Source organism: Pseudomonas sp. EA_65y_Pfl2_P78 (assembly GCF_963970495.1).
In the GTDB taxonomy this organism is placed as follows: domain Bacteria; phylum Pseudomonadota; class Gammaproteobacteria; order Pseudomonadales; family Pseudomonadaceae; genus Aquipseudomonas; species Aquipseudomonas baetica_A.
In genome coordinates this window covers 1-20,156 of sequence record NZ_CAXAON010000018.1, presented here as the reverse complement: position 1 = coordinate 20,156, position 20,156 = coordinate 1, and the positions used below count along the sequence as shown (strand labels likewise).

At 58.7% G+C, this 20,156-nt stretch carries 17 protein-coding genes and 3 pseudogenes; 10 read left to right on the top strand and 10 right to left on the bottom strand.

All coding sequences use genetic code 11. The features are described 5' to 3' along the window. The first annotated feature begins 15 nt into the window (after positions 1-15). Both AACY02_RS15360 and arsH read left to right on the top strand, forming a co-directional pair. A complete protein-coding gene (locus tag AACY02_RS15360) occupies positions 16-486 on the top strand; it encodes an arsenate reductase ArsC (protein WP_339432684.1) in 471 nt (156 codons plus the stop codon). Positions 487-498: 12 nt separating this feature from the next. Continuing rightward, a complete protein-coding gene (gene arsH, locus AACY02_RS15355; protein WP_221732639.1) occupies positions 499-1,200 on the top strand; it encodes an arsenical resistance protein ArsH in 702 nt (233 codons plus the stop codon). 29 nt (positions 1,201-1,229) lie between these two features. On the opposite strand, the gene AACY02_RS15350 is transcribed toward arsH, so the two are convergent. After that, positions 1,230-1,793, bottom strand: a complete 564-nt coding sequence (locus tag AACY02_RS15350; protein WP_339432683.1) for a GNAT family N-acetyltransferase — start codon at positions 1,791-1,793, stop codon at positions 1,230-1,232. 351 nt (positions 1,794-2,144) lie between these two features. Between AACY02_RS15350 and AACY02_RS15345 the strand changes: the two genes are divergently transcribed. The 4 genes from AACY02_RS15345 (at position 2,145) to AACY02_RS15330 (ending at position 10,622) form a co-directional block, all read left to right on the top strand. Beyond that, positions 2,145-3,269, top strand: coding sequence for an HDOD domain-containing protein (locus AACY02_RS15345; RefSeq protein WP_339432682.1), 1,125 nt, complete (start codon positions 2,145-2,147; stop codon positions 3,267-3,269). A gap of 86 nt (positions 3,270-3,355) precedes the next feature. Then, entirely contained in the window at positions 3,356-5,065 is a 1,710-nt protein-coding gene (locus AACY02_RS15340) for a two-component system response regulator (protein WP_339432681.1), read from the top strand. A 74-nt stretch (positions 5,066-5,139) separates the two neighbouring features. Next, entirely contained in the window at positions 5,140-9,684 is a 4,545-nt protein-coding gene (locus tag AACY02_RS15335) for a PAS domain-containing hybrid sensor histidine kinase/response regulator (protein ID WP_339432680.1), read from the top strand. Next, on the top strand, positions 9,684-10,622 hold the full coding sequence (locus AACY02_RS15330) for a diguanylate cyclase (protein WP_339432679.1): 939 nt from the start codon (positions 9,684-9,686) through the stop codon (positions 10,620-10,622). Before AACY02_RS15335 ends, AACY02_RS15330 begins: the two co-directional genes overlap by 1 nt. Positions 10,623-10,694: 72 nt before the next feature. Here the strand turns inward: AACY02_RS15330 and AACY02_RS15325 are convergent, their stop codons facing one another. The 7 genes from AACY02_RS15325 to AACY02_RS15295 are packed head-to-tail and all read right to left on the bottom strand — an operon-like array spanning position 10,695 to position 16,992. Beyond that, a complete protein-coding gene (locus AACY02_RS15325; RefSeq protein ID WP_339432678.1) occupies positions 10,695-12,065 on the bottom strand; it encodes an ATP-binding protein in 1,371 nt (456 codons plus the stop codon). Continuing rightward, complete coding sequence (locus AACY02_RS15320) at positions 12,062-12,724, bottom strand: response regulator (protein ID WP_221732632.1); 663 nt, start codon at positions 12,722-12,724, stop codon at positions 12,062-12,064. Before AACY02_RS15320 ends, AACY02_RS15325 begins: the two co-directional genes overlap by 4 nt. 11 nt (positions 12,725-12,735) lie before the next feature. Continuing rightward, the gene (locus tag AACY02_RS15315; RefSeq protein WP_221732631.1) at positions 12,736-13,380 is read right to left on the bottom strand and encodes a tetratricopeptide repeat protein; all 645 of its coding nucleotides are present in this window, start codon (positions 13,378-13,380) and stop codon (positions 12,736-12,738) included. Beyond that, positions 13,377-14,186, bottom strand: coding sequence for an SDR family oxidoreductase (locus AACY02_RS15310; protein WP_339432677.1), 810 nt, complete (start codon positions 14,184-14,186; stop codon positions 13,377-13,379). Before AACY02_RS15310 ends, AACY02_RS15315 begins: the two co-directional genes overlap by 4 nt. Further along, complete coding sequence (locus AACY02_RS15305) at positions 14,173-14,847, bottom strand: TenA family transcriptional regulator (RefSeq protein WP_221732629.1); 675 nt, start codon at positions 14,845-14,847, stop codon at positions 14,173-14,175. Before AACY02_RS15305 ends, AACY02_RS15310 begins: the two co-directional genes overlap by 14 nt. Then, entirely contained in the window at positions 14,844-16,325 is a 1,482-nt protein-coding gene (locus AACY02_RS15300) for an AMP-binding protein (RefSeq protein ID WP_339432676.1), read from the bottom strand. Before AACY02_RS15300 ends, AACY02_RS15305 begins: the two co-directional genes overlap by 4 nt. Then, positions 16,315-16,992 (bottom strand): thermostable hemolysin, encoded by a 678-nt coding sequence (locus tag AACY02_RS15295; RefSeq protein ID WP_339432675.1) that lies wholly within the window; start codon positions 16,990-16,992, stop codon positions 16,315-16,317. Before AACY02_RS15295 ends, AACY02_RS15300 begins: the two co-directional genes overlap by 11 nt. A 208-nt stretch (positions 16,993-17,200) precedes the next feature. Here AACY02_RS15295 and AACY02_RS15290 point away from each other — a divergent pair, with 208 nt between their 5' ends. Further along, entirely contained in the window at positions 17,201-17,755 is a 555-nt protein-coding gene (locus AACY02_RS15290; protein WP_339432674.1) for a cytochrome b, read from the top strand. A gap of 133 nt (positions 17,756-17,888) precedes the next feature. Here the strand turns inward: AACY02_RS15290 and AACY02_RS15285 are convergent, their stop codons facing one another. After that, positions 17,889-18,428, bottom strand: coding sequence for an acyl-CoA thioesterase (locus AACY02_RS15285; protein ID WP_339432673.1), 540 nt, complete (start codon positions 18,426-18,428; stop codon positions 17,889-17,891). A gap of 522 nt (positions 18,429-18,950) precedes the next feature. On the opposite strand from AACY02_RS15285, the gene AACY02_RS15280 reads away from it, so the two are divergent. From AACY02_RS15280 to AACY02_RS15270, 3 genes and pseudogenes are all read left to right on the top strand, one after another. Next, positions 18,951-19,313, top strand: a complete 363-nt coding sequence (locus tag AACY02_RS15280; protein ID WP_339432672.1) for a DUF6124 family protein — start codon at positions 18,951-18,953, stop codon at positions 19,311-19,313. A gap of 42 nt (positions 19,314-19,355) precedes the next feature. Then, positions 19,356-19,718: pseudogene (locus AACY02_RS15275) on the top strand (DUF2235 domain-containing protein); the annotation flags it as partial. Continuing rightward, positions 19,718-19,909: pseudogene (locus tag AACY02_RS15270) on the top strand (DUF2931 family protein); the annotation flags it as partial. The pseudogenes AACY02_RS15275 and AACY02_RS15270, both read left to right, overlap by 1 nt. 38 nt (positions 19,910-19,947) lie before the next feature. On the opposite strand, the pseudogene AACY02_RS15265 reads toward AACY02_RS15270, so the two are convergent. Beyond that, a pseudogene (locus tag AACY02_RS15265) lies at positions 19,948-20,156 on the bottom strand (IS3 family transposase); the annotation flags it as partial.

Here is a 20,156-nt window from a genome sequence, read left to right as displayed (position 1 = left end):
TTTTAGGAGCACTCCATGCGAGTTTTGTTCATGTGCACGGCCAACAGTTGCCGCAGCATTTTGTCTGAAGCGATGTTCAATCACTTGGCCCCGTCGACACACGAGGCGGTAAGTTCCGGCAGCTTCCCCAAAGGCCAGGTGCTGCCGCGCAGTTTGTCGACCTTGCAGCAGGCCGGCATCAGCATCGTTGGCTTGTACAGCAAGGGCAACGACGCTTTCGAAGACCACCTGCCAGACATCGTCATTACCGTTTGCGATAAGGCCGCCGGCGAAAGCTGCCCGGTGTATTTCGGCCCGGCGCTGAAAGCCCATTGGGGCCTTGAAGATCCCTCCGACGTGGCCGGCGACGACGCGACGGTCGAGGCGGCGTTTCGCTCGACGTTGGGGCGCATCGAACGGCGTTGCCAGGCCTTTCTCGACCTTCCCTTTGACCGACTCAACCGCGATGAACTCAAGCGCGAGCTGGATCGGATCGGCACCCTTTAAGCAGGATTCCCCATGTCTGAACAACTGCCCAATCTTGACCTGAGCCTGTTCGAAAGCGAGCAGCATCCGAAGCCGCCAAGCACGCACAAGCCAAGGATTTTGTTGCTCTACGGATCGACCCGCGAACGCTCCTTCAGCCGTCTGTTGGTCGAAGAGGCCGCGCGCCTGCTCGAGCACTTCGGCGCCGAGACGCGCATTTTCAATCCTTCAGAGTTGCCCCTGCCCGACGATGTCCCTGTCGAACACCCCAAAGTGCAGGAACTGCGCGATCTGGTGCTGTGGTCGGAAGGCCAGGTCTGGTGCTCGCCGGAGCGCCACGGCGCGATGTCGGCAGTGTTCAAGGCGCAAATTGACTGGATCCCCCTGGCGCTCGGCGCCGTTCGTCCCACTCAGGGCAAAACGCTGGCGGTGATGCAGGTCTGCGGCGGTTCACAGTCGTTCAATGTGGTCAATCAGTTGCGCGTGCTGGGGCGCTGGATGCGCATGTTCACCATCCCCAATCAATCCTCGATCCCCAAGGCGTTCATGGAGTTCGACGAGGCGGGGCGGATGAAACCCTCGCCGTTCTATGACCGCGTCGTCGATGTGATGGAAGAATTGGTGAAGTTCACCGTGTTGCTGCGCGACAGTCAGGCCTATCTGGTCGATCGTTATTCAGAGCGCAAGGAGTCGGCCGAGCAACTGATGGCTCGGGTCAACCAGCGTTCGATCTGACGCCCTGGTTGTCAGTGCGCGACGTGGCGCTACAAATGCAGGCGATGGATGACCTGGCGGCTATCGTCGGGATCCGTGTGGGTTTCAAAGCCCAGGGCTCTGGCCAGGTCGCGCATGGCCGTGTTGTTGGCCGAGTCCACCGAGTACAGGTGCGTGAAACCGTTTTTGCCAGCCGCTTTGATCAGATGCTCCATCAGTAAGGTACCCAGGCCCAGATGCGCCCACTCATCGGCGACAGTCACGGCGCATTCACCTTCCTGCTCGCCCGTGGCGGCGTAGCGGCTGACACCGATTTCGATCAATTCGCCGTTTTCGTGAACCAGGGCAATGAAAGCGGCGCGTTGCTTTTGATCAATGTCCATCAACTGATCGAGCAGCGCCGTGCCCGGCTCGCTGATCTGCGCCAGAAAGCGCATGTGGCGGGACTCGGGGGACAAACGCTGGATAAACGTGTACTCGCGTTCGCGGTCGTTGTCCGCCAGTGGCCGGATCAACACATGCCGGCCGTCCTTGAGCGATTCGATCCAGTATTCACCGGTGTGTGCGGCGTAAGCGGCCGTCGCCCGGTCATTGTGGTCTTTGACAGTGAGCATGATGTGAACCTCCAGCGAGGGAAAGAGCAACGCGCGGTTGTACTGCGCTCATTCCTTTCTACACTGTTAACGACGCTGGCGTCTGATCTGATTCAAACCGACGCTAAACGTACCCCGTCGCTCGACTTCCAACCCTGTCAGGCCAATCGGAGGATGCAGCCGGACTTTGTTGTTTGTGAAAAACTCGCGCAGGTCAATTGAGTTGCAGATGAGCGCCACAGTGAGCCACCACGTCTTGCGTTGATAACGACCGGATCCCACGATCTACGCCCAACGACTACTATTGCTGCGGATGGTCGATAGTTTGTTACACGTCGTAAAGCAGGCCGTCGATCCGGTGAGGAATACCGAATGCGAGTGATGATTCTGGATGATGACCCTTGGATTTCAGATCTTTTAAAACAACTGGTGTTGAGTATTCGCCCGGCGGCACAGGTCGATTGCTATATCGACGTTGCTAGCGCTTTGGCTGCCTGGCACCCAGGTACCTATCAACTGGTCATCGCGGACTGGAATCTGCCAGATGCGCCGGGCGTTGACCTGCTGCACAGCATTCGCCAAAAAGATCACGACATGCCGCTGATCATCATCACCGGGCGCGCCGACCGAGACAGCGTGCTGGCGGTGAAATCGCTGAGGGTCAGCGCATTTTTTACCAAGCCCTTTCAGGTTTCACGCCTTGTCGAGCGCCTGGAGGCACTGCTTCCGCCGGATGACCCGCTGCGCCCCCCCACGATCAATACTGAAGACTTACCCAGCTATCTCGGCAGTTTGACTGCGGACGAACTGGACTTGCCTTTACTCGCCTCGGTAAAGGAAAAGCTTCAGCTTGGCTATGGCGGCGCCGTACTGGATCTGCGCGAACTCGCCAATGATTGGCAGTATGACCCGGCCTTGTGCGCCCATTTGATCGCTGCCGCCAACAGCGCCGCGTATCTCGGCCAGGGCCAGCCGTGCACGAACCTGAAAGCGGCACTCACCCGGTTAGGCGGGTTGACCAGCGTCAACCTGGCGATCAGCCAGGCGTTGCGACAGAGCGCAACGCACCCCGGCGCTATGCTCATGCCAGGGGTTCAGGCACTTCTGGATGATTCCGAGCGGTTGGCTGAAAGAGTTGTGCTTCTGGCCCAGCAGTGCGGGCTTGATCCTGCGCCGATGCAAACGGCCGCACTGTTGCACCGCATGGGCGAACTCTGTGTGTATTACCAGACCCAGAAATGGGAGAACCTGGGCAATAGCGTTAGTGAAGAGGCACTCTTGCACGCTGTCCGCGATTTTGCGGCGCCTTTTGCCGTTCGATTGAAAGCAAACTGGGGTCTGCCGATGGTTTTGCGTGAGCTGATTGGTGCTATTTATGTCTTGCCGACCCTGCAAGTACGTCGTGAACAGGTCGTGATGCGTTTGGCCGCCGCCATGAGTAATGGCGAACCCGAAGCAGACGTTGAAAGGCTTCAACGGTTGGCCGGTCTGGCCTGAGCGTGTCTGGTAGTGCGAGGGTGGAGCAGGGCGCGGACTCAGGGTTGTCGGTTATTCAATGCAAGGAATTTGCGAGGAGCAACGGAATGCGCAATCAGCCGTTTAGTCTCAAACCGGTCCTCCTGATCGTTGATGACCAGATTACCGCCTTGAGAACACTGAGCAGTGCCGTGTCTGACCTGGCTGAAGTCCATACGGCCCAAAGTGGTCAGCAAGCCCTCGATATCGCCCGTCAATGCCGGCCCGATGTGGTCTTGCTTGATATCGAAATGCCCGGTATGAACGGTTTCGAGGTGTGTCGGATACTCAAGTCTGACCCGGAACTGTTTAGCGTCGCGGTCATTTTTGTCAGCGCTCATACGCAAACAAGCGCTGAATTACTGGCGATGGAGTGCGGTGGCGTGGACTTCATTCAAAAACCGTTGAATATTCCGGTTGCCAGAGCCCATATCAAAGCTCACATCGCCTTGCGCGTAGAGGCCAAGAGGCTGGCCAATCACGATGCTCTGACGGGCCTGCCCAACCGGATCCTGTTGCAGGACCGCACCGAGCAGGCCTTGCAAAAGGCCCGTCGCAGGCAGGGGCGTGTGGCGATGCTCCTGATTGATCTGGACAACTTCAAGGTCATAAACGATTCGATGGGCCACTCGGTCGGTGATCTGGTGCTGCGGGAGGTTGCAGCGCGAATATCGGGTTCCCTGCGCATGGAGGACACTGTCAGCCGGCAAGGGGGAGACGAGTTCATCCTGCTCCTGCCAGAGGTGGTCGGGTTCGATGCCATGGGGGACTTCGCGCAAAGGCTGCTCGAGATCATCGCCAGTCCTTTTTCAATTCAGGGTAACCGCTACGACCTGTCGGCGAGCATCGGCATCAGCGTGTTCCCTGAAGACAGCGACGACATGGAATCGCTGCACCGACATGCTGATGCGGCCATGTATCAGGCGAAACTTTCAGGGCGTAATCGCTACTGTTTTTTTTCCTCGCATATCGAGAGCAGCATGCGCGCCAGGCACCTGCTTGAACGCCACATGCGCAACGCTTTGGAAGAAGGCGTTTTTGAAGTTTTCTACCAGGCGAAGGTTGATGCCCGGCATAACCGCATCATTGGCATGGAGGCGCTGATCCGCTGGCGCAATCCTGAAGGGGGGCTGGTTTCTCCTGCCGATTTCATCCCGCTGGCAGAAGAAACCGGGCTGATCATCCCTATTGGTAAATACGTTTTGTTGCAGGCCTGCAGGGACACCAGGACACTTCGCGAACTGGGCCATGACATTTCCATCAGCGTGAATATCTCCGTCGTGCAATTTCGCGAGGCGTCCTTTCTGACCATGGTCGAAGACATCCTGCTTGAGTCTGGATTGGAGGGCAGATATGTGGAACTGGAGATCACCGAGGGGGTACTGGCACGGGACATTGAAAGCGCCCGAGAAACCCTCTTTCATCTCAAAACGCTCGGCGTTCGTATTTCGATCGACGATTTCGGCACCGGTTATTCAAGCCTAGCTTACCTGAAACGGTTTCCGATCGATGTTCTGAAAATAGATCAGAGTTTTGTGCGAGACATGATCACCGATAAAAGCGATTCGGCCATCATCGCAGCAATCATCAAGTTAGGTCAGGCGCTAGGTCTGGAGTTGGTGGCCGAAGGTGTCGAAACCCAGGAACAGGCTCATGCACTTCTGGAACTGGGTTGTCAGATCATGCAAGGCTATCTGTATTGCCGCCCGATCAATTTTGCGCAAATAAAGTCGTTTTTATCTGCTGGGCTAGACGTTACTGTTCCCACTTTGAGCTAAGTTGCAAACACTTCCCCGACAGGGTCGAACTTTAAATGTGAAGGCTGAAAGTCTTCTGCAGCAGGGCAAACCGGGTGAAGAAATCCAGATTTTTTACATTGAACTGGGGCGTCGCGATTACCCTGGCTGTGGGCCTGGGGGCAAGCGTTCTGGGTAGCTGGGTGCTTGACCGTATCAACGAGCGCCACGCTCAAGAAGCGATCGTTGCAGCTACAGCCGAGGCCGCTGAATTGGTTTTAAGTCGCCTCAATCTTTACCAGTACGGTTTGCGTGGTGCTCGCGGTGCAGTAGTGACAGCGGGGGAGCAGGGGATAAGTCGTGAACTGTTCAGTCGTTATCAGAAAACGCGTGACCTGGCCGTGGAGTTCCCCGGCGCAAGAGCTATCGGGTTTGTCAGGCGCGTACCGGAACGCGATGAAAGCGCGTTTATCAAGTCAGCCCGGGCCGATGGCGCCGCTGATTTTTCCATTCGTCAACTCTCGGCTCATCCTGGCGAGCGCTACGTTATCCAGTATGTCGAGCCTGTTGAAGGCAATCAGCCCGCCATTGGCCTGGACATAGCCTCGGAACCTGCTCGGCGCGAAGCTGCTCACTCTGCAATACAGAGCGGCATGACGCAGATAACAGCGCCCATCACCCTGGTACAGGCCATTGGCAAACCGCAGCAGTCGTTCTTGTTGTTGATGCCCATTTTTCGCAACGGCGTGACACCTGCGACGGCAGCCGAACGTGACGCCGCCGCGTTCGGCTGGAGCTATGCAGTCTTGCAGACCGAGCAGGTCCTCACGGGCCTGCGCATAGAAGACAAGGCCGTGCACCTGAAATTGAGGGACATCACTGTCCCGGGGCAAGAGACGTTGTTTTATGAGAGCGCCGACAACTCGGCCAGCTCTGCAACGCTGATCACTCATCAGGTGGAGCGCGAGGTTTACGGCCGGCGGTGGCAAATCGAACTTGGCGCCAATTCGCTGTTCATCCAGCGTTTGCGTCAGGTCTCACCGAAGGTGGTGCTGTTGCTGGGCGGTGTTCTCACCCTTCTTTTGGCGACTCTGGTGGGGGTCGGCAGTGTCAGTCGTCAACGTCGACGTCAGGTTATTGCCGAACAGGCAAGGCTAGCCGCCATTGTTGAAAGCTCGGCAGAGGCGATTATCGGTAAAACCCTTGATGGCGTTGTCACCAACTGGAACAAAGGGGCTGAGCATCTTTTTGGGTTTACCTCGCAAGAAGCCGTGGGCCACACACTGGCCAATCTGATTGTTCCCTCGGAGCTGGCCAGTGAGGAGTCGCACATCCTTGAGCGTGTAAGGGCGGGCGATCGTATCGATAGTTTTGATACTCAGCGCCGTCACAAAGACGGACAACTGATCGACGTCTCCGCGAGCATCTCTCCGATTTATGGCGAGGGTGGCCGCGTCGTCGGTGCCTCCAAGACAATCAGGGACATTTCGGCCAAAAAGGCTGCAGAGGCGCGGATTCTCGAACTCAATTCAAGCCTGGAAGAGCAGGTCGCACAGCGAACGTCAGAACTGCAGCACCTCAATGTGTTGTTGAATAGCGTGCTGCGCTCGGCCACTGAGGTGTCGATCATTGCGACAGATCTTGAAGGCGTCATTCGTGTCTTCAACAACGGCGCCGAGCATTTGTTGGGTTATGACGCCGAAGAGGTGCTGGGCAAGCACACGCCGGCGCTCTTCCATGTAGCCGATGAAGTCACTGCGCGGGGCCAGGAACTGAGCCAGGAGTATGGTCAGACCATTAATGGCATTGGTGTGTTTACCCATAAACCCGAGCATGAAAGCGCAGAAACTCGAGAGTGGACTTACGTACGCAAGGATGACTCACGGTTTCCTGTGACGCTGGTCGTTACCTCCATGCGCGATGACGATGGGAAATTGACTGGCTACCTGGGCATCGCCGTCGATATCACCGAACGTAAAGCGGCAGAAAAGGAGCTGGCGGCAAGCCTGGAAACGACACAGCGACAGCGTAGCGAACTGATGGCGGTGCATCATCAATTGCTGATGGCCGCGGAAGTGGCGGAACTGGGGATCTGGTCCTGGACGTTGTCGGACAATGCCTTGCAATGGAATGACCGCATGTTCGAGTTTTACGGGCAGCCTTTGGCGTTGCGCGACAACGGCCTGAACTATATGCATTGGTACACCCGTGTTCACCCCGAGGATGTCGAGGCTGCGGCTGCAAGGCTCAGTGCCGCCGTCGATGGGGTGGATGAGTACGACACGGTATTCAGGGTGACAGGCCCGGACAGCCAGATTCGCTTTATCCATGCCGCCGCGCAGATCGAGCGAACGCCGACCGGGGCAGCGCTGCGTGTGACCGGTATCAACCGGGACATCACCTCCCAGCGCGAGCTGGAATCGCGCCTGCTTTACGCCAAAGAGCAGGCCGATCTGGCGAGTGCGGCGAAGTCGGCCTTTCTCGCCAACATGAGTCATGAGATTCGTACGCCGATGAACGCTGTGCTGGGCATGTTGCAGTTGGTGCAAAACACGCCGCTTGACGGGCGCCAGCTCGATTACGTGAGCAAAGCGCAGGGCGCCGCGAAATCGCTGCTGGGCTTGCTCAATGACATTCTCGATTATTCCAAGATCGAGGCGGACAAGTTGCAACTCGATGTGCACCCGTTCGAACTTGAGTCGTTGATGCGCGATCTTGCCGTCGTGCTGGCGGGCAACCAGGGTGAGAAAGAGGTTGAGGTCATGTTCGACCTGGACGCCAATCTGCCCAACGGCCTGATCGGCGATAGCCTGCGACTGCAACAAGTGCTGATCAACCTGGCGGGGAATGCGCTCAAGTTCACCCCGCAAGGCCAGATAGTCGTCAGCGTTGAACAACGCAAGCGCACGGAAAACGCCGTTGAATTGCGCATCGCTGTCTCTGATACCGGCATCGGCATCAGCCCGGAGCAACTTCAGCGCATTTTCGAAGGTTTTACCCAAGCCGAAGCGTCGACCTCCAGGCGCTTTGGTGGCACCGGTCTGGGGCTGGTGATCTGCAAGCGGTTGGTCGGTTTGATGGGGGGAGAGTTGCAAGTGGAGAGCCAGTACGGCGTCGGAAGTCGCTTCTGGTTCGATATCACCCTGAATGTCGCTCAGAAAGCACTGCTGCGATCCGACTGCCCAGGCGTTGATGTGCCGATGCGCCTACTGGTCGTCGACGACAACGCAATGGCGGGCGAACTGCTGTTACGAACCGTTCATGCGCTGGGATGGACCGCAGACTATGTGAGTGAAGGCGCGCAAGCGGTGGAACGGGTCAACAGCGCCCAGGCGCGCGGCGAGGCTTACGATGTCGTACTGATGGACTGGCGGATGTCGGGGATGGATGGCTTGAACGCTGCGCAATTGATCAAGCAGCAGAGCCGTGACGCGCCACCACCACTGATCATCATGATCACCGCCTACGGCCGTGAAGTGCTGACAGATGCCTATCTTGAAGGCGATGCTCCCTTTGCCGGGTTTCTCACCAAACCTGTCACTCCCAAGCAGTTGGCCGACTCGGTTCAGCGAGCCTTCGAGGGTAAAGACCCTCTGCAATCTGCGCGGGTGCAACCAGCGGGTGCCGGGTCACAACGCTTGGCGGGGCTGCGCTTATTGGTGGTCGAAGACAATATGCTCAATCGGCAGATTGCCAGTGAACTGCTGACCAGTGAAGGCGCTCAAGTGACGCTGGCTGAGTGTGGGTTGGAGGGTGTCAGCAAGGTGCTCAATGAGCGTGTGCCCTTCGACGCCGTATTGATGGATATCCAGATGCCGGATATCGATGGCCTGGAAGCAACCCGGCGCATTCGTGCCGACTCGCGTTTTGCGACGTTACCGATTGTGGCAATGACGGCCAATGCCTCCAGTGCAGACCGAGAAGCCTGCCTGGCGGCGGGGATGAATGAGCACGTCGGTAAACCGGTAGACCTGGAACAACTGGTCGTGACACTGCTCTGTCAAACCGGCCGCGAGGGCAGTCAAACATCGACAGACCTTGTGCAAACCGACAGGGATGAGGCCCTCATTGAGGACCGGCAGTCGATCATCAATCGCTTTGGCGGTAACCTCGAGTTGATCCGCAATGTATTGATGAACTTTGGCCCCGAGCTGGAAAAACAACTGGTGCAGTTGCATGATCAGATCCAGCGACAAGAGGCGTCGGGGGCTGTTTTCGTTCTCCACGCCATTAAAGGCAGCAGCGGCACCTTGGGGGCCAGGGCATTGTCACGGTTGGCCGGTGATCTGGAACACAAGCTTAAACACGAGGATGCTGAATCCGCAGCAAGGCTCTTGGCTGACCCCTCCTGGTTTGAGGAGCTTGGCAGGCTGCTGCAACAAAGCCTTTTACAGATGAATGTCGAATTTTCTCAGAGCCCATCAACAGAAACCCTTACCGATAGGGAAGTCATGGAATCTGCGCAATGGAAAGAGTCCCTTGAAGAGATTTTGCTCTTGCTGGAAACCGGTAATCTTCAAGCCATTGAGCTGACAACTGGACTGCTGTCAAAAACGCCCCCGGCACTGCGCCCGCAATTCAACGAACTCGTTGTTATGGTGCAGTCGTTGGACTTTAGTGCTGCGATGCCCATAGGGCGTGAACTGTTGAGATCTGCCTGATGGAGCAATTGAAAAAGACTTGGCTACTTCAGCCGCACAAACGCCCAAAACTGCTTATTGTCGACGATCAACCGACCAATATCCGGGTCCTGCATGAGCTGTTTCGTGAGGACTGCGACGTGTTCATGGCCACCAGCGGCGAACAGGCAATCACGGTATGCCAGGCGCAAATTCCCGATCTGGTTCTACTGGATGTGGTCATGGATGGCGTGGACGGTCATGAAGTCTGTCGTCGCCTCAAGGCAGACCCGGCGACTCAAGACATTCCTGTCATCTTCGTTACGGCGAAACAGCAAGACTCTGATGAGGTGCTGGGCCTGGAACTGGGCGCGGTAGATTTCATCAGCAAACCCATCAACCCGATCGTGGTCAGGGCGCGGGTGCGAACACACCTGACTCTGAAACTGCAGAACGATCTGTTGCGCTCCATGGCGTTGCTGGATGGTCTGACGGGAGTGGCCAATCGGCGCAAATTCGATGAGGAGATATCAGCTGATTGGCGCCAGTGTTATCGAGAGCAAAAACCCCTGTCGCTGATCCTGGCCGATGTCGATTTTTTCAAACGCTACAACGACCAGTATGGCCATCAGGCTGGAGACAGTTGCCTGAGGTCTGTTGCTCAGGCGTTATCTGAAACGGTCAGACGCCCCTACGACCTGGTCGCTCGATACGGCGGCGAAGAGTTTGCCTGCCTTTTGCCCACGACCAGTCATGCGGGAGCCGTCGAGATTGCAGAAAAAATGCAAGCGAATGTTCGAGCGTTGGCCATCGAACATTCGACCTCCGATGCCGATCATGTGGTTACGGTCTCCCTCGGTGTGGCGACCGTGACCCCTACGGGCGTTCTTGCTTTCGAGGCCTTGATCGAAGCGGCGGACATGCAGCTCTACGAAGCGAAGAATGCCGGTCGGGCTCGGGTAGCCTCGGTGGAGCTGTAGGGCCGCGGCCTGCTGCTGGCAAGTGACCGCGATTGTCAGTGAGGTTCAACCTGATCCATCGACCGTCGCAGATCACTGCCTTGCGGGCATCGACAACGTCGCCCGCAATCCACCCTCAGCCCGGTTGACCAACGTAATCCGCCCACCCAGTCGCATGGCGATGGTGTTGACGATGGTCAGCCCCAATCCCGCACCCTGCGCGTTACCGCGGCTGTAGAACCGTTCGAACAAGCGCTCTCGATCTTCCTCATCAATGCCCGGCCCCTGATCTTCGACGCTCAAATGGCAGAAGCCGTCGGTTTGAGTCAGCGTCACGGTGATCACGCCGTGGTCCGGGGAGAAGTTGGCGGCGTTGGTGATCAGGTTGTTCAGGGCAATGTCGATGGCGGCGGTGCTGGCCAGGACATGGAGCGTTTGGGCGCCGTCTTCAAAGGCCAGTTCCAGCTGTTTACTCAGCAACCACGGGGTCAGTTGCACCAGGCTGTTGCGCACGGTTTCGCTGAGGTCGATGCGTTGCAGGGGCGGCGGGTTGGGTTTTGGCTCCAGGCGGGCCATGGTCAGCAACTGATTGACCAGACGGCTGGTGCGATCGACACCCGAGATCAGAAATTGCAGCGAGTCGCGGCGCTCCTGTTCGGTGCCGGCCTCCAGCAGGTTTTGCGCATGCACCCGCAGCACCGCCAGCGGTGTGCGCATTTCGTGGGCGGCGTCGGCGATGAAGCGGCGTTCACGGCCGAGCACTTCCTGGATCTGCGCGAGCATGCGGTTGAGCGCTGCTTGCATCGGTTCCAGCTCGCTGGGCAAGGGTGTCAGTTGCAAAGGTTCCAGCGAGCCGCTGTGGCGCGCGCGCAGGGTCGCAGCCATGTCCGCCAGTGGCTTGAGGCCCCAGCCGATGGCGAGCCAGACCATGGCCGCAAGGATCAGGCTACCGAGCACGTTCGGCCACAGTGTGTGACGGACGATGCGGTCGACCAGATCGGCGCGTACATCATCGCGCTCACCGACCCAGATGCGCAGGCCGTTCTGCTTGTCTTCCAGCATGAATGCGCGCCATTGGCGGTTTTTCAAATCCACGACATCGCTAAAGCCAGGCTGGGTTGGCGGGGAGGTGAAGGTGGGGGCGCTGGCGGTGTGTACCAGCACTTCATTCCTGGGGTCCCACACTTGAAAGGCCATTTTGCTTTCGTAAGGATGACCGTCGACGCGAGGCTCTGCTTCTCCCAGCGCAGTATTGAACGCCTGATACAGATCACTGTGCGCCTGACCATTGATCGGCATACGCATCACGCCTTGCAGTAACCGCGCGTTTTGCGCCAGTTGTGCGTCGTAGACTTCGGCGATTTCGTGGTTACTGTCGTGCAGATTGAACACGCTCAATACCGCTAAACCGGCGAGCATCAGGCCGATGATCAGCGTCAGCGTACGGCGACGAATCGAACTCATCGGCGCTCCTCCACCAGATAACCCACGCCACGGATGGTGCGGATCAGGTCGGTGGAGAACTTTTTGCGCAGGTGGTGGATATGCACTTCCAGGGTGTTGCTTTCTGCTTCTTCGTTCCAGCCGTACAACAACTGAATCAGTTGGTCGCGGGTCATGACGCGGCCCGGTGGCGAGAGCAATTCATGCAATAGCTGATATTCCTTGGGCGTCAGCGCCACGGGCTGGCCGTGATAGGTGACCTGCTGTGTGCCGGGGTTGAGGCTGATACCGGCGTGCTCGATCAGCGCTTGGGCGCGCCCGGCACTGCGTCGTAACAAGGCACGCAAACGCGCCTTGAGTTCGGCCAGATCGAACGGTTTGATCAGGTAATCGTCGGCGCCGGCATCGAGCCCGGCGATACGATCCTCGGTGGCATCGCGAGCGGTCAGGATCAGCACCGGCAGGTTCGAGCCACTGTCGCGCAGTCGACGCAGCACTTCGAGGCCGTCCATGCGCGGCAGACCCAGATCAAGCACCGCCAGGTCAAAGGTTTCACTGAGCAAGGCGTGCAGGGCGCTGCTGCCGTCCTTGAGCCAGTCGACGGTGTAGCCTTCGCGCCCCAACGCTTGATGAATACCCTCGCCGAGGGCCTCATCGTCCTCGATCAGTAATAAACGCACACGGACTCCTGTCATTCGAGTTTCTTGTTCACGTCCACCAGCAACGCGGCGATTTCTTTGCGGCGCCCGGCATCGGCGGTTTCCCGGCCCGGGCGGGGCGCCGCTTGCAGGGCTTTTTGCAACGCAGCTTTGGCTTCAGCGTAGCGCTTCTGACGGTAGAGGTGATCGCCCCAGAAGTACAGGCTGTCGATGCCCTCGGGGTTGAGTTGCAGCGCCTGCTTGAGCAGTTGCTCAGCCTTGTCGCTGTCGCCAAAACCGATTGGCCAGCCCGGCACGCGATCATACAGGGCGGCGAGGCTGGTGTAGGCCGAACCTTGCAGGGCTTTGGGGTCCAGGCTCAGGGATTTTTCCAGGTCAGCCTTGGCGTCTTTGGCTTTGCCCAACGCACCGAGCCCACCCTGGGCACCGGCCCAACTGCTGGTGACGATACCTTTCCAGATCCACGCTTCGGCCACGGCCGGGCGTTGGCTGGTGAAGCTCGTCGTTTGCGCCGACAGTTGCTCGAAAGCGGCGGCGCGCTGTTTCTCCGGTGTTTCGTATTGAATGTGCGCCCAGCTCTGTTGAATGCCGGCCAGGCGTTGCTGATCGGCGGTGTCCAGCGCCCAAACACTTTGGCTCAGCGCGCCGAGCAGTAGACATGCGTAGATTTTCTTCATGGTTTTGGCGGCTCGTTGTCGGGTTTTTCACTCAGGCGACGGATCAGTGGCAACTGCTTGCGCAGGCCTCGATCCACCAGATGCGGCAGCAGGCTGTTGAGGCGCACGAAGAAGCGCTCCGGCCAGCCCAAATACAAATCGCGACGGTCGCCGGCAATCGCGTGGATCACCGCAGACGCCACGGCTTGCGGGTCATCGACGTTGGATTTCAGCGCATCGTTCAAGGCTTGCGCCGCCGCGCTGTTCATCGACGTGCGCGTAGCGCGGGGCGCGACGTAAAGCACGCTGACCCGGGTGTCGGCCAGTTCCCGGCGCAAGGCTTCGGAAAAACCGCGCAGGGCAAATTTGGTCGCGCAATAACTGGCATAACCGGGGTAGCCGATCGAGCCGTACGTGGAGCCAACGTTGACCACCATCGCACTGTCGGCGTCCTTGAGCAGCGGCAGCAGCAGTTTGGTCAGGCAGATCGGCGCACTGATGTTCACCGCCAGCATCGCGTTGATGTCGCTGTCATCGAGTTGCTCAAGCATGGCGAAGTGATTGACCCCGGCCGCGTTGATCAGCAGGTTGATGCCACCGATGGCTTCGGCGGCAGCCAGCACATTGCGCCGGTCGGCAAGGAAGGTCAGGTCAGCGGCCACCCAGCACAGGTTTTGCGGGTAGCGCTCGATCAGCGGCTGCAAGGCTTCCTGGTGGCGGGCCACGGCTAGCACCCGGGCGCCGGCGGCGCACAAGGCATTGGCGATGGCCATGCCGATGCCACCACTGGCGCCGGTCAATACCACACGCGCTTCACGCAGCTGCATGTTGAGCCTCCGCGTCACGCGGCAAGCCACGGAACATGTCGGTGTACAAGCGATAGACAACTTTCGAGGCGTGGATCACCGCGGCCTGGTCTTCTGGATCTTCCAACTGATTCATCAGTCGGCGATAGGTCTGCATATGCTCAACGTCCAGCGAACCGTGGGAGCTCAGGTAGCTGAATGCCGTCTCCGGCAGCGCCAGACGCTCGCGAATGCTGCCCGCTGCGTGGGTCGCCAGGGCAATGCTGGTGCCTTCGAGCACGTTGACCATGCCGAACAGCCCCACCGGGTTGCCGCGAGCGATCAGGTCATAAAGGAAACTGACCATCAACTCGATCGACAGCGACGGCTGACCATCACGCACCGCATCGCGGTCACCGCCACACGCGGCGATATCGTTGAGCACCCATTGTTCATGGCCGTACTCGTCCTCGATGTACTCGCACACCGCTTTGCGCAGCCATTCCAGACGCGTCGGCAAACGCGCACCGCAAGCCATCATCAATGGCACGGTGTGGCGTACGTGGTAATAGGCCTGGGCGAGAAATGCGCGATAGCTTTCAAGGCTGACCTTGCCTTGCAGCGCATCAAGAATGATCGGCAGATTGAACAGCTCGTGACGTTCCTGTTGGGTGGCTTCTTGCAGGGTGTCGAAAAAATTCATGATGCGGATTCCTCAGAGACGGCGGATTCGGTCAGTTGTGTGTGGTACTGCGCGACGATGGCCTCGCGGCGCGGGCGGCCATTGGCGGTGAGCAAGCCATTGGCGGCGGTGAACGGTTGTGGCAGGCGCGTCCAGTTGTGTACCTGGGCGTAATCGGGCAGCGCCTCGTTGGCCTCGGCAACGGCAGCGGCCAGTTCCGCGTCGGTGCAATCCGGGCGATGTGGCCAGAGCAAGGCGTGGTTGTGCGGCATCGCCTCGCCATAGACGAACGCCTGGGCGATGTGGCGGCGCTGGGTCAGCTCGGACTCGACCCATTCCGGGTTGACGTTGCGCCCGAAACTGGTGACGAACTGATGCTTCTTGCGGCCCTTGAGGTAGAGAAACCCTTGCGAATCGAACTCGCCCAGATCGCCGCTTGGCCACCATTCTTCGGCGTACGGCGCATCCCCCAGATAACCCAACAGCGGCGAACCCTTGATCAGCACTTCGCCGTCCTCGGCCACGCGCACTTCAACGTGAGGCAGCGGCCTGCCGACGCTGCCCGGACGCCAGGCACCGGGGCGATTGAGACAGACCACCGAGGCACACTCGGACAAGCCATAACCTTCATAAACCGGCAGGCCGACCCGTTGGGCGCGGTGCAGCAGATCCTCGGACACCCGCGCGCCACCCACCGCCGCAAAACGCAGAGTCTGGGGATCGAAGGCTTTCTGTTCGGCGGCGCCGACCAGCAATAGCAACAACTGCGGCACCAGAATCAGACTCTCCGGCGCACGGCTGGCCAGATAACCCAGCAGGCGTGGCACATCCACGCCACTGGCGCCCTGAATGCCGAGGGTTTTCTGGCCAGGCAGACTCAGCGTCGCACCGGCATACAGCGCCGCATAACAGCCAAGGTTTTCCAGCAGAATCGCCAACGGCAAAAGCGCCAGGTGATGCTGAGGAGCGGTCGGTTCGCTGGCCTGATGCAGCTCGCGTGCAACCCGCAACAAACTGTCGGCGCTCAGGCAAACGCCTTTGGGCGTGCCGGTGGTGCCGGACGTGAAGGTCAGTTTGGCCGTGCCGGCGGGCATGTGGCTCGGACCACTGAAGGTACGGCACCAGAACTCGCCGCTTTTCACATAACCGCCTGCGAGCAACTCGGCCTCCAGTTCCGGCTCGGCGATCACCCGTTCGGCCTGACTCTGCTCCAGACAATGAGCACGTTGCGCCGAGCTGAAAAACGGCGGCAGCGTCACGCAGGTCAGGCCTTCGAACAGCACGGCCAAGTCCCAGAGCATCGCATCGACGCCGTTGTCCAGCGCCAGTGCAATCACTTGCACGTTTTCATCGCGCAAACGCTCCTGGCGATACAGCACCTCGGCGTACAGCGTGGCGTAATCGAGCCTTAGGGTGTCGCCCCACAGGGCAATCGTGTTGTCATTGCGCCCGGCATGGCTGCGCAGGGTTTCCTTGAAACGTTGCAGTTCAAGCGACATGGCAAGCTCCTTCAATCGAGGTTGGCAGACCCAGGCGCGTGAACAGACCGATATTGCGCAGATGGATAAAACCGGCGCGGATGTTGCCCACATGAACCCACGGTTTGCTTTCGTAATAACTGCCCCAGCTGTGACGGTCGTCCCCCAGGCGTGCCGGGTCGGCGGCGCACAACGTCACCGGTTTCAGGCCCAGACGATGGAAGCTGTTGACCAGCCCGATGTTGCCGGTGAACGTCACCCACTCCAGACCGCCCATGGCCAGCAAGTAAGTGATGGCGATAATGCTCAAGCGCGCACTGCCGGTGTCGCTGGCAGCAAGGTTGCCCACCTCGACGATCGCGTCGCGATCCACCGGGCGATCGGCTGCGGCGCTGATCAGCGGCTCGATCGGCTCATCCAGATAGCGCTCAAGAAACAACGGCTCCAGATGCGCGCGGCGCAGCCCGGCCACCGCACACAACTCACCGTCGCCGTTGTGCATACCGAACAGCTCGGGCATGAAGTGGCGGATGTCAGCGCCATGGGCCTTGCGAAAACGTTGCTGGATAAAGGCCTCGAACACCGGTCGCTGAACATCGTCCGGCAAGGCACTGGATAAGGTCATCTGCGGTGTTTCGGCTTGGCCGAAGTGCAGGGGCCGGGGGATGTTCCAGTGGAAATCGGGCATGGGCAGAACGCCTCCCTCAATGGTTTGAGCGAAGTATCCGAACCATTTCTTAACGAAGTCTGAAGGTAAAAAAAGGGTAATCTGCGGGCCGATCTTCAGACTGTCTTAAGACTGGGCGGGCAGGGTGATGCCGTCGGTTCGCCCGGCAACCGAATCGAGACCGTCGAATGAATCGACCGTCGCTCACGACAATCACGAGGCGCTTCTTATGACCCGCGACAACGCCGTAAACCGTTATGGAAAACTCTCAATCATGCTGCACTGGCTGATGCTGGCGCTGTTCGTCGGTGTTTATGCCTGCGTCGAGCTCAAAGGTTTCATGCCCAAGGGCAGCGAAGCGCGCGGCCTGCTGATGGGCTTTCACGGCCTGTTCGGCGCCAGCATCTTCGCCCTGGTGTGGATCCGCCTCATCGGCCGCCTGACCCCACGCCCACCGATCACCCCCAAACCACCGGCCTGGCAGACCGGCATCTCGCACCTGATGCACCTGGCCCTCTACGGCCTGATGATCGCCACCCCGATCCTCGCCTGGCTGATGCTTGCCGCCGGCGACAAACCGTTCCCATACTTCGGCTTCCACGTACCGGCCCCGGTCGCCATCGACCCGGACTTCGCCAAACGCCTCAAGTACTGGCACGAACTGATCGGCAGCGCCGGCTACTGGCTGATCGGCCTGCACGCCGCGGCAGGCTTGTTCCACCACTATTGGGTGCGGGATAACACGCTGGTGCGGATGCTGCCGGGCCGTTCTGATACGCAATAAGCCCATTGACCTCAAACCCTGTGGGAGCGGGCTTGCTCGCGAAAGCGTCTCACCAGTCGACATCCATGCCGACTGACCGGACGCCTTCGCGAGCAAGCCCGCTCCCACTGTTTTTTGTGCAACGGCTGACGACTCACTGCTCCTCGGCTCTGAGTTGGCCGCTCATGGCGTCACAGCTCATCGACCACGATGTCAACCACTGCGGCATCTCGGGTGATTGTTCGGGTAATCCCAGCGCCTGGACAAATTCGCTTGGCGCAACAGTCCCCTTTGCCGAACGAAACAGCCCGCGCATGACCACGACGCCGACCACCCTGCCATTGCTCACAAAACGGTGTTCCATGAAGCTCCATTTGTCGTCCCAGCCCAGCATCTTGCTGTGGATTTCGAACGCTTCAAACAGCTTGAGCTCACGTCGAAACTTACCCCAGGTATCCCCAACAATCGGCAGTGCTTTTGCGCGCAGAGCCACGCGGAAGGCGCCACTGCGCAAAACAAAATCCATGCGTGCAACGTCAGCCATCGTGAAATAGCGGCCATTGGTGACGTGTCGATTGAAGTCCAGATCCAATGGCCACACACGCATGCGGATGACGGTCGATGCCAGTGCATTGACCGGTTTGCGCCATGGTCGCCGTAGAAGCATGCAGAGCAGTCGAAACCAGAGATTCATAAGTACGCCCATCGTTTGAGGAGGGCTGCACTCTAGCGACGCAGACTTGAACGAGGTAGGTGCGTAAATGACTGTTTTGGCCTGAAAAGTACGTTCCGGTCATGACGGCTGACGAATCATCGAACAGCGTCAGTGGCTGAATCGTCAGTCATCACGAACAGTGGATAAACGGGAGATGACCGGGCTGTTTAACGGAGGTGTCCGGTAACCACTCAAACCCTACAACGTCTTGCGCCATCGCCTACGACTACGCCAGAATCCGCCGGCTTGTGCGTCTAGGTCGCGGGTTCTATCGTTTGTCGGTCACTGAAAAACAGTGATCGGGTTTGGTAGCCCGCCATAACTAGTCGCATCGCGCACCGTTTGCAGACCCGGTCGGGTATCTGCTCAATGGTGGCCATGCGCAGGACACCTTCGGGTGTGCCGGGTCCTAGTTACCGGTCTACCAACCCGCGTATGGCCGCCACCCTTCGTTTGGTAGCGAAGGTGAAGGCTCCTCTTTAATTAACTAGGAGTTTCACCATGTTCAAAGTAACGCCGAACCCGCCAGCCACCGACCCCACATCCCCCTACGAATCCCCCGATTCCAAGAAATTCCATGACGCCGCCGAACGCGCCCTCGACCACTACCTCAAACCCGCCGACCAGATCATGGCCAGCACCAACGAACCCGAGCGCATGTACCTCGCCAACCCGAAGTACGACACCGAATCGCTGCTGGCCAACGCCAGCGAAACCCTCGGCTCCGCCAGCGAAATGCTCAACAACTTCGCCGCCATACTCGACACCTCCCACCGCAAAACCGCGCTAGGCATTGCGCAAGTCGTGATGCTCAGCGAATTGGCGGTTAACCAGGCGCTAGATCGCGTGGAAATCTCCAAATAACCCAACCACCACGACGAGGGGAAACCCTCGTCACAATCCACTGTCTCCGCCGGACTTCAACTTAAGCGTCCGGTTAGTGGCAAGCTTTCGACGGTTTATCTCAAGGTGATGCATCAACTGGCCAAGGAAAAGGGTGTTCCCTTTACCGACATACCAGGAAGAAGCGAGTATGCCGTTCCCCAAGAATTGCAAGGTATGTGCGACAGGTTCCTTGCCGGCGACTTCAGCACCACCCAAGAAGAAGAACAAATGCTGAAACTGAAGTACATCCATACCTCTGCCAATTGGAATCACCCCCAAGGCAGAAGGGACGGTAGCGGCCTGCGGGCTGTTTACATCAACGCGCCTACCGAGGATGGCATTCGTGTACAACATCCGCACGTAGCTGATTGGAAGCTCTGGTAATGAGAATAGCCGTAGCCTTATTGGGCGTTTTACTCCTCACGGGATGTCAGGTCACAAACACCAACTCGGGCGAGAATGACCCCAAATATCCTTGGTGGGAGCTGGCGTTCATCAAACCCAATTTCATGAACGTGTGGGTTGAAGACAGCTCGGTGGAAGACATCAACGGCAAAACTTTCTTGCGTGCGGGGGCGGCGTTTTTCAAGGTTGTTGTCGCGTCGCCGTCTAACTATGCCGCTCTTTTCTCGGTCTGCTGCTGCCGATCCGGGTTCAACATCACAGTGCCCATCGGCTCCCAGTTTCTTGTCTGTCCAGACCAGCGTTCCGGGCATTTCTCCCGAGCTTGCTCGTACAGCTCATGACGCCGAGCCAGGATCTGATGATCCTGACCACGGTGCCGTTCGGCCGGGGTCACGAAGCGGATTCGGCTGTGCCGGT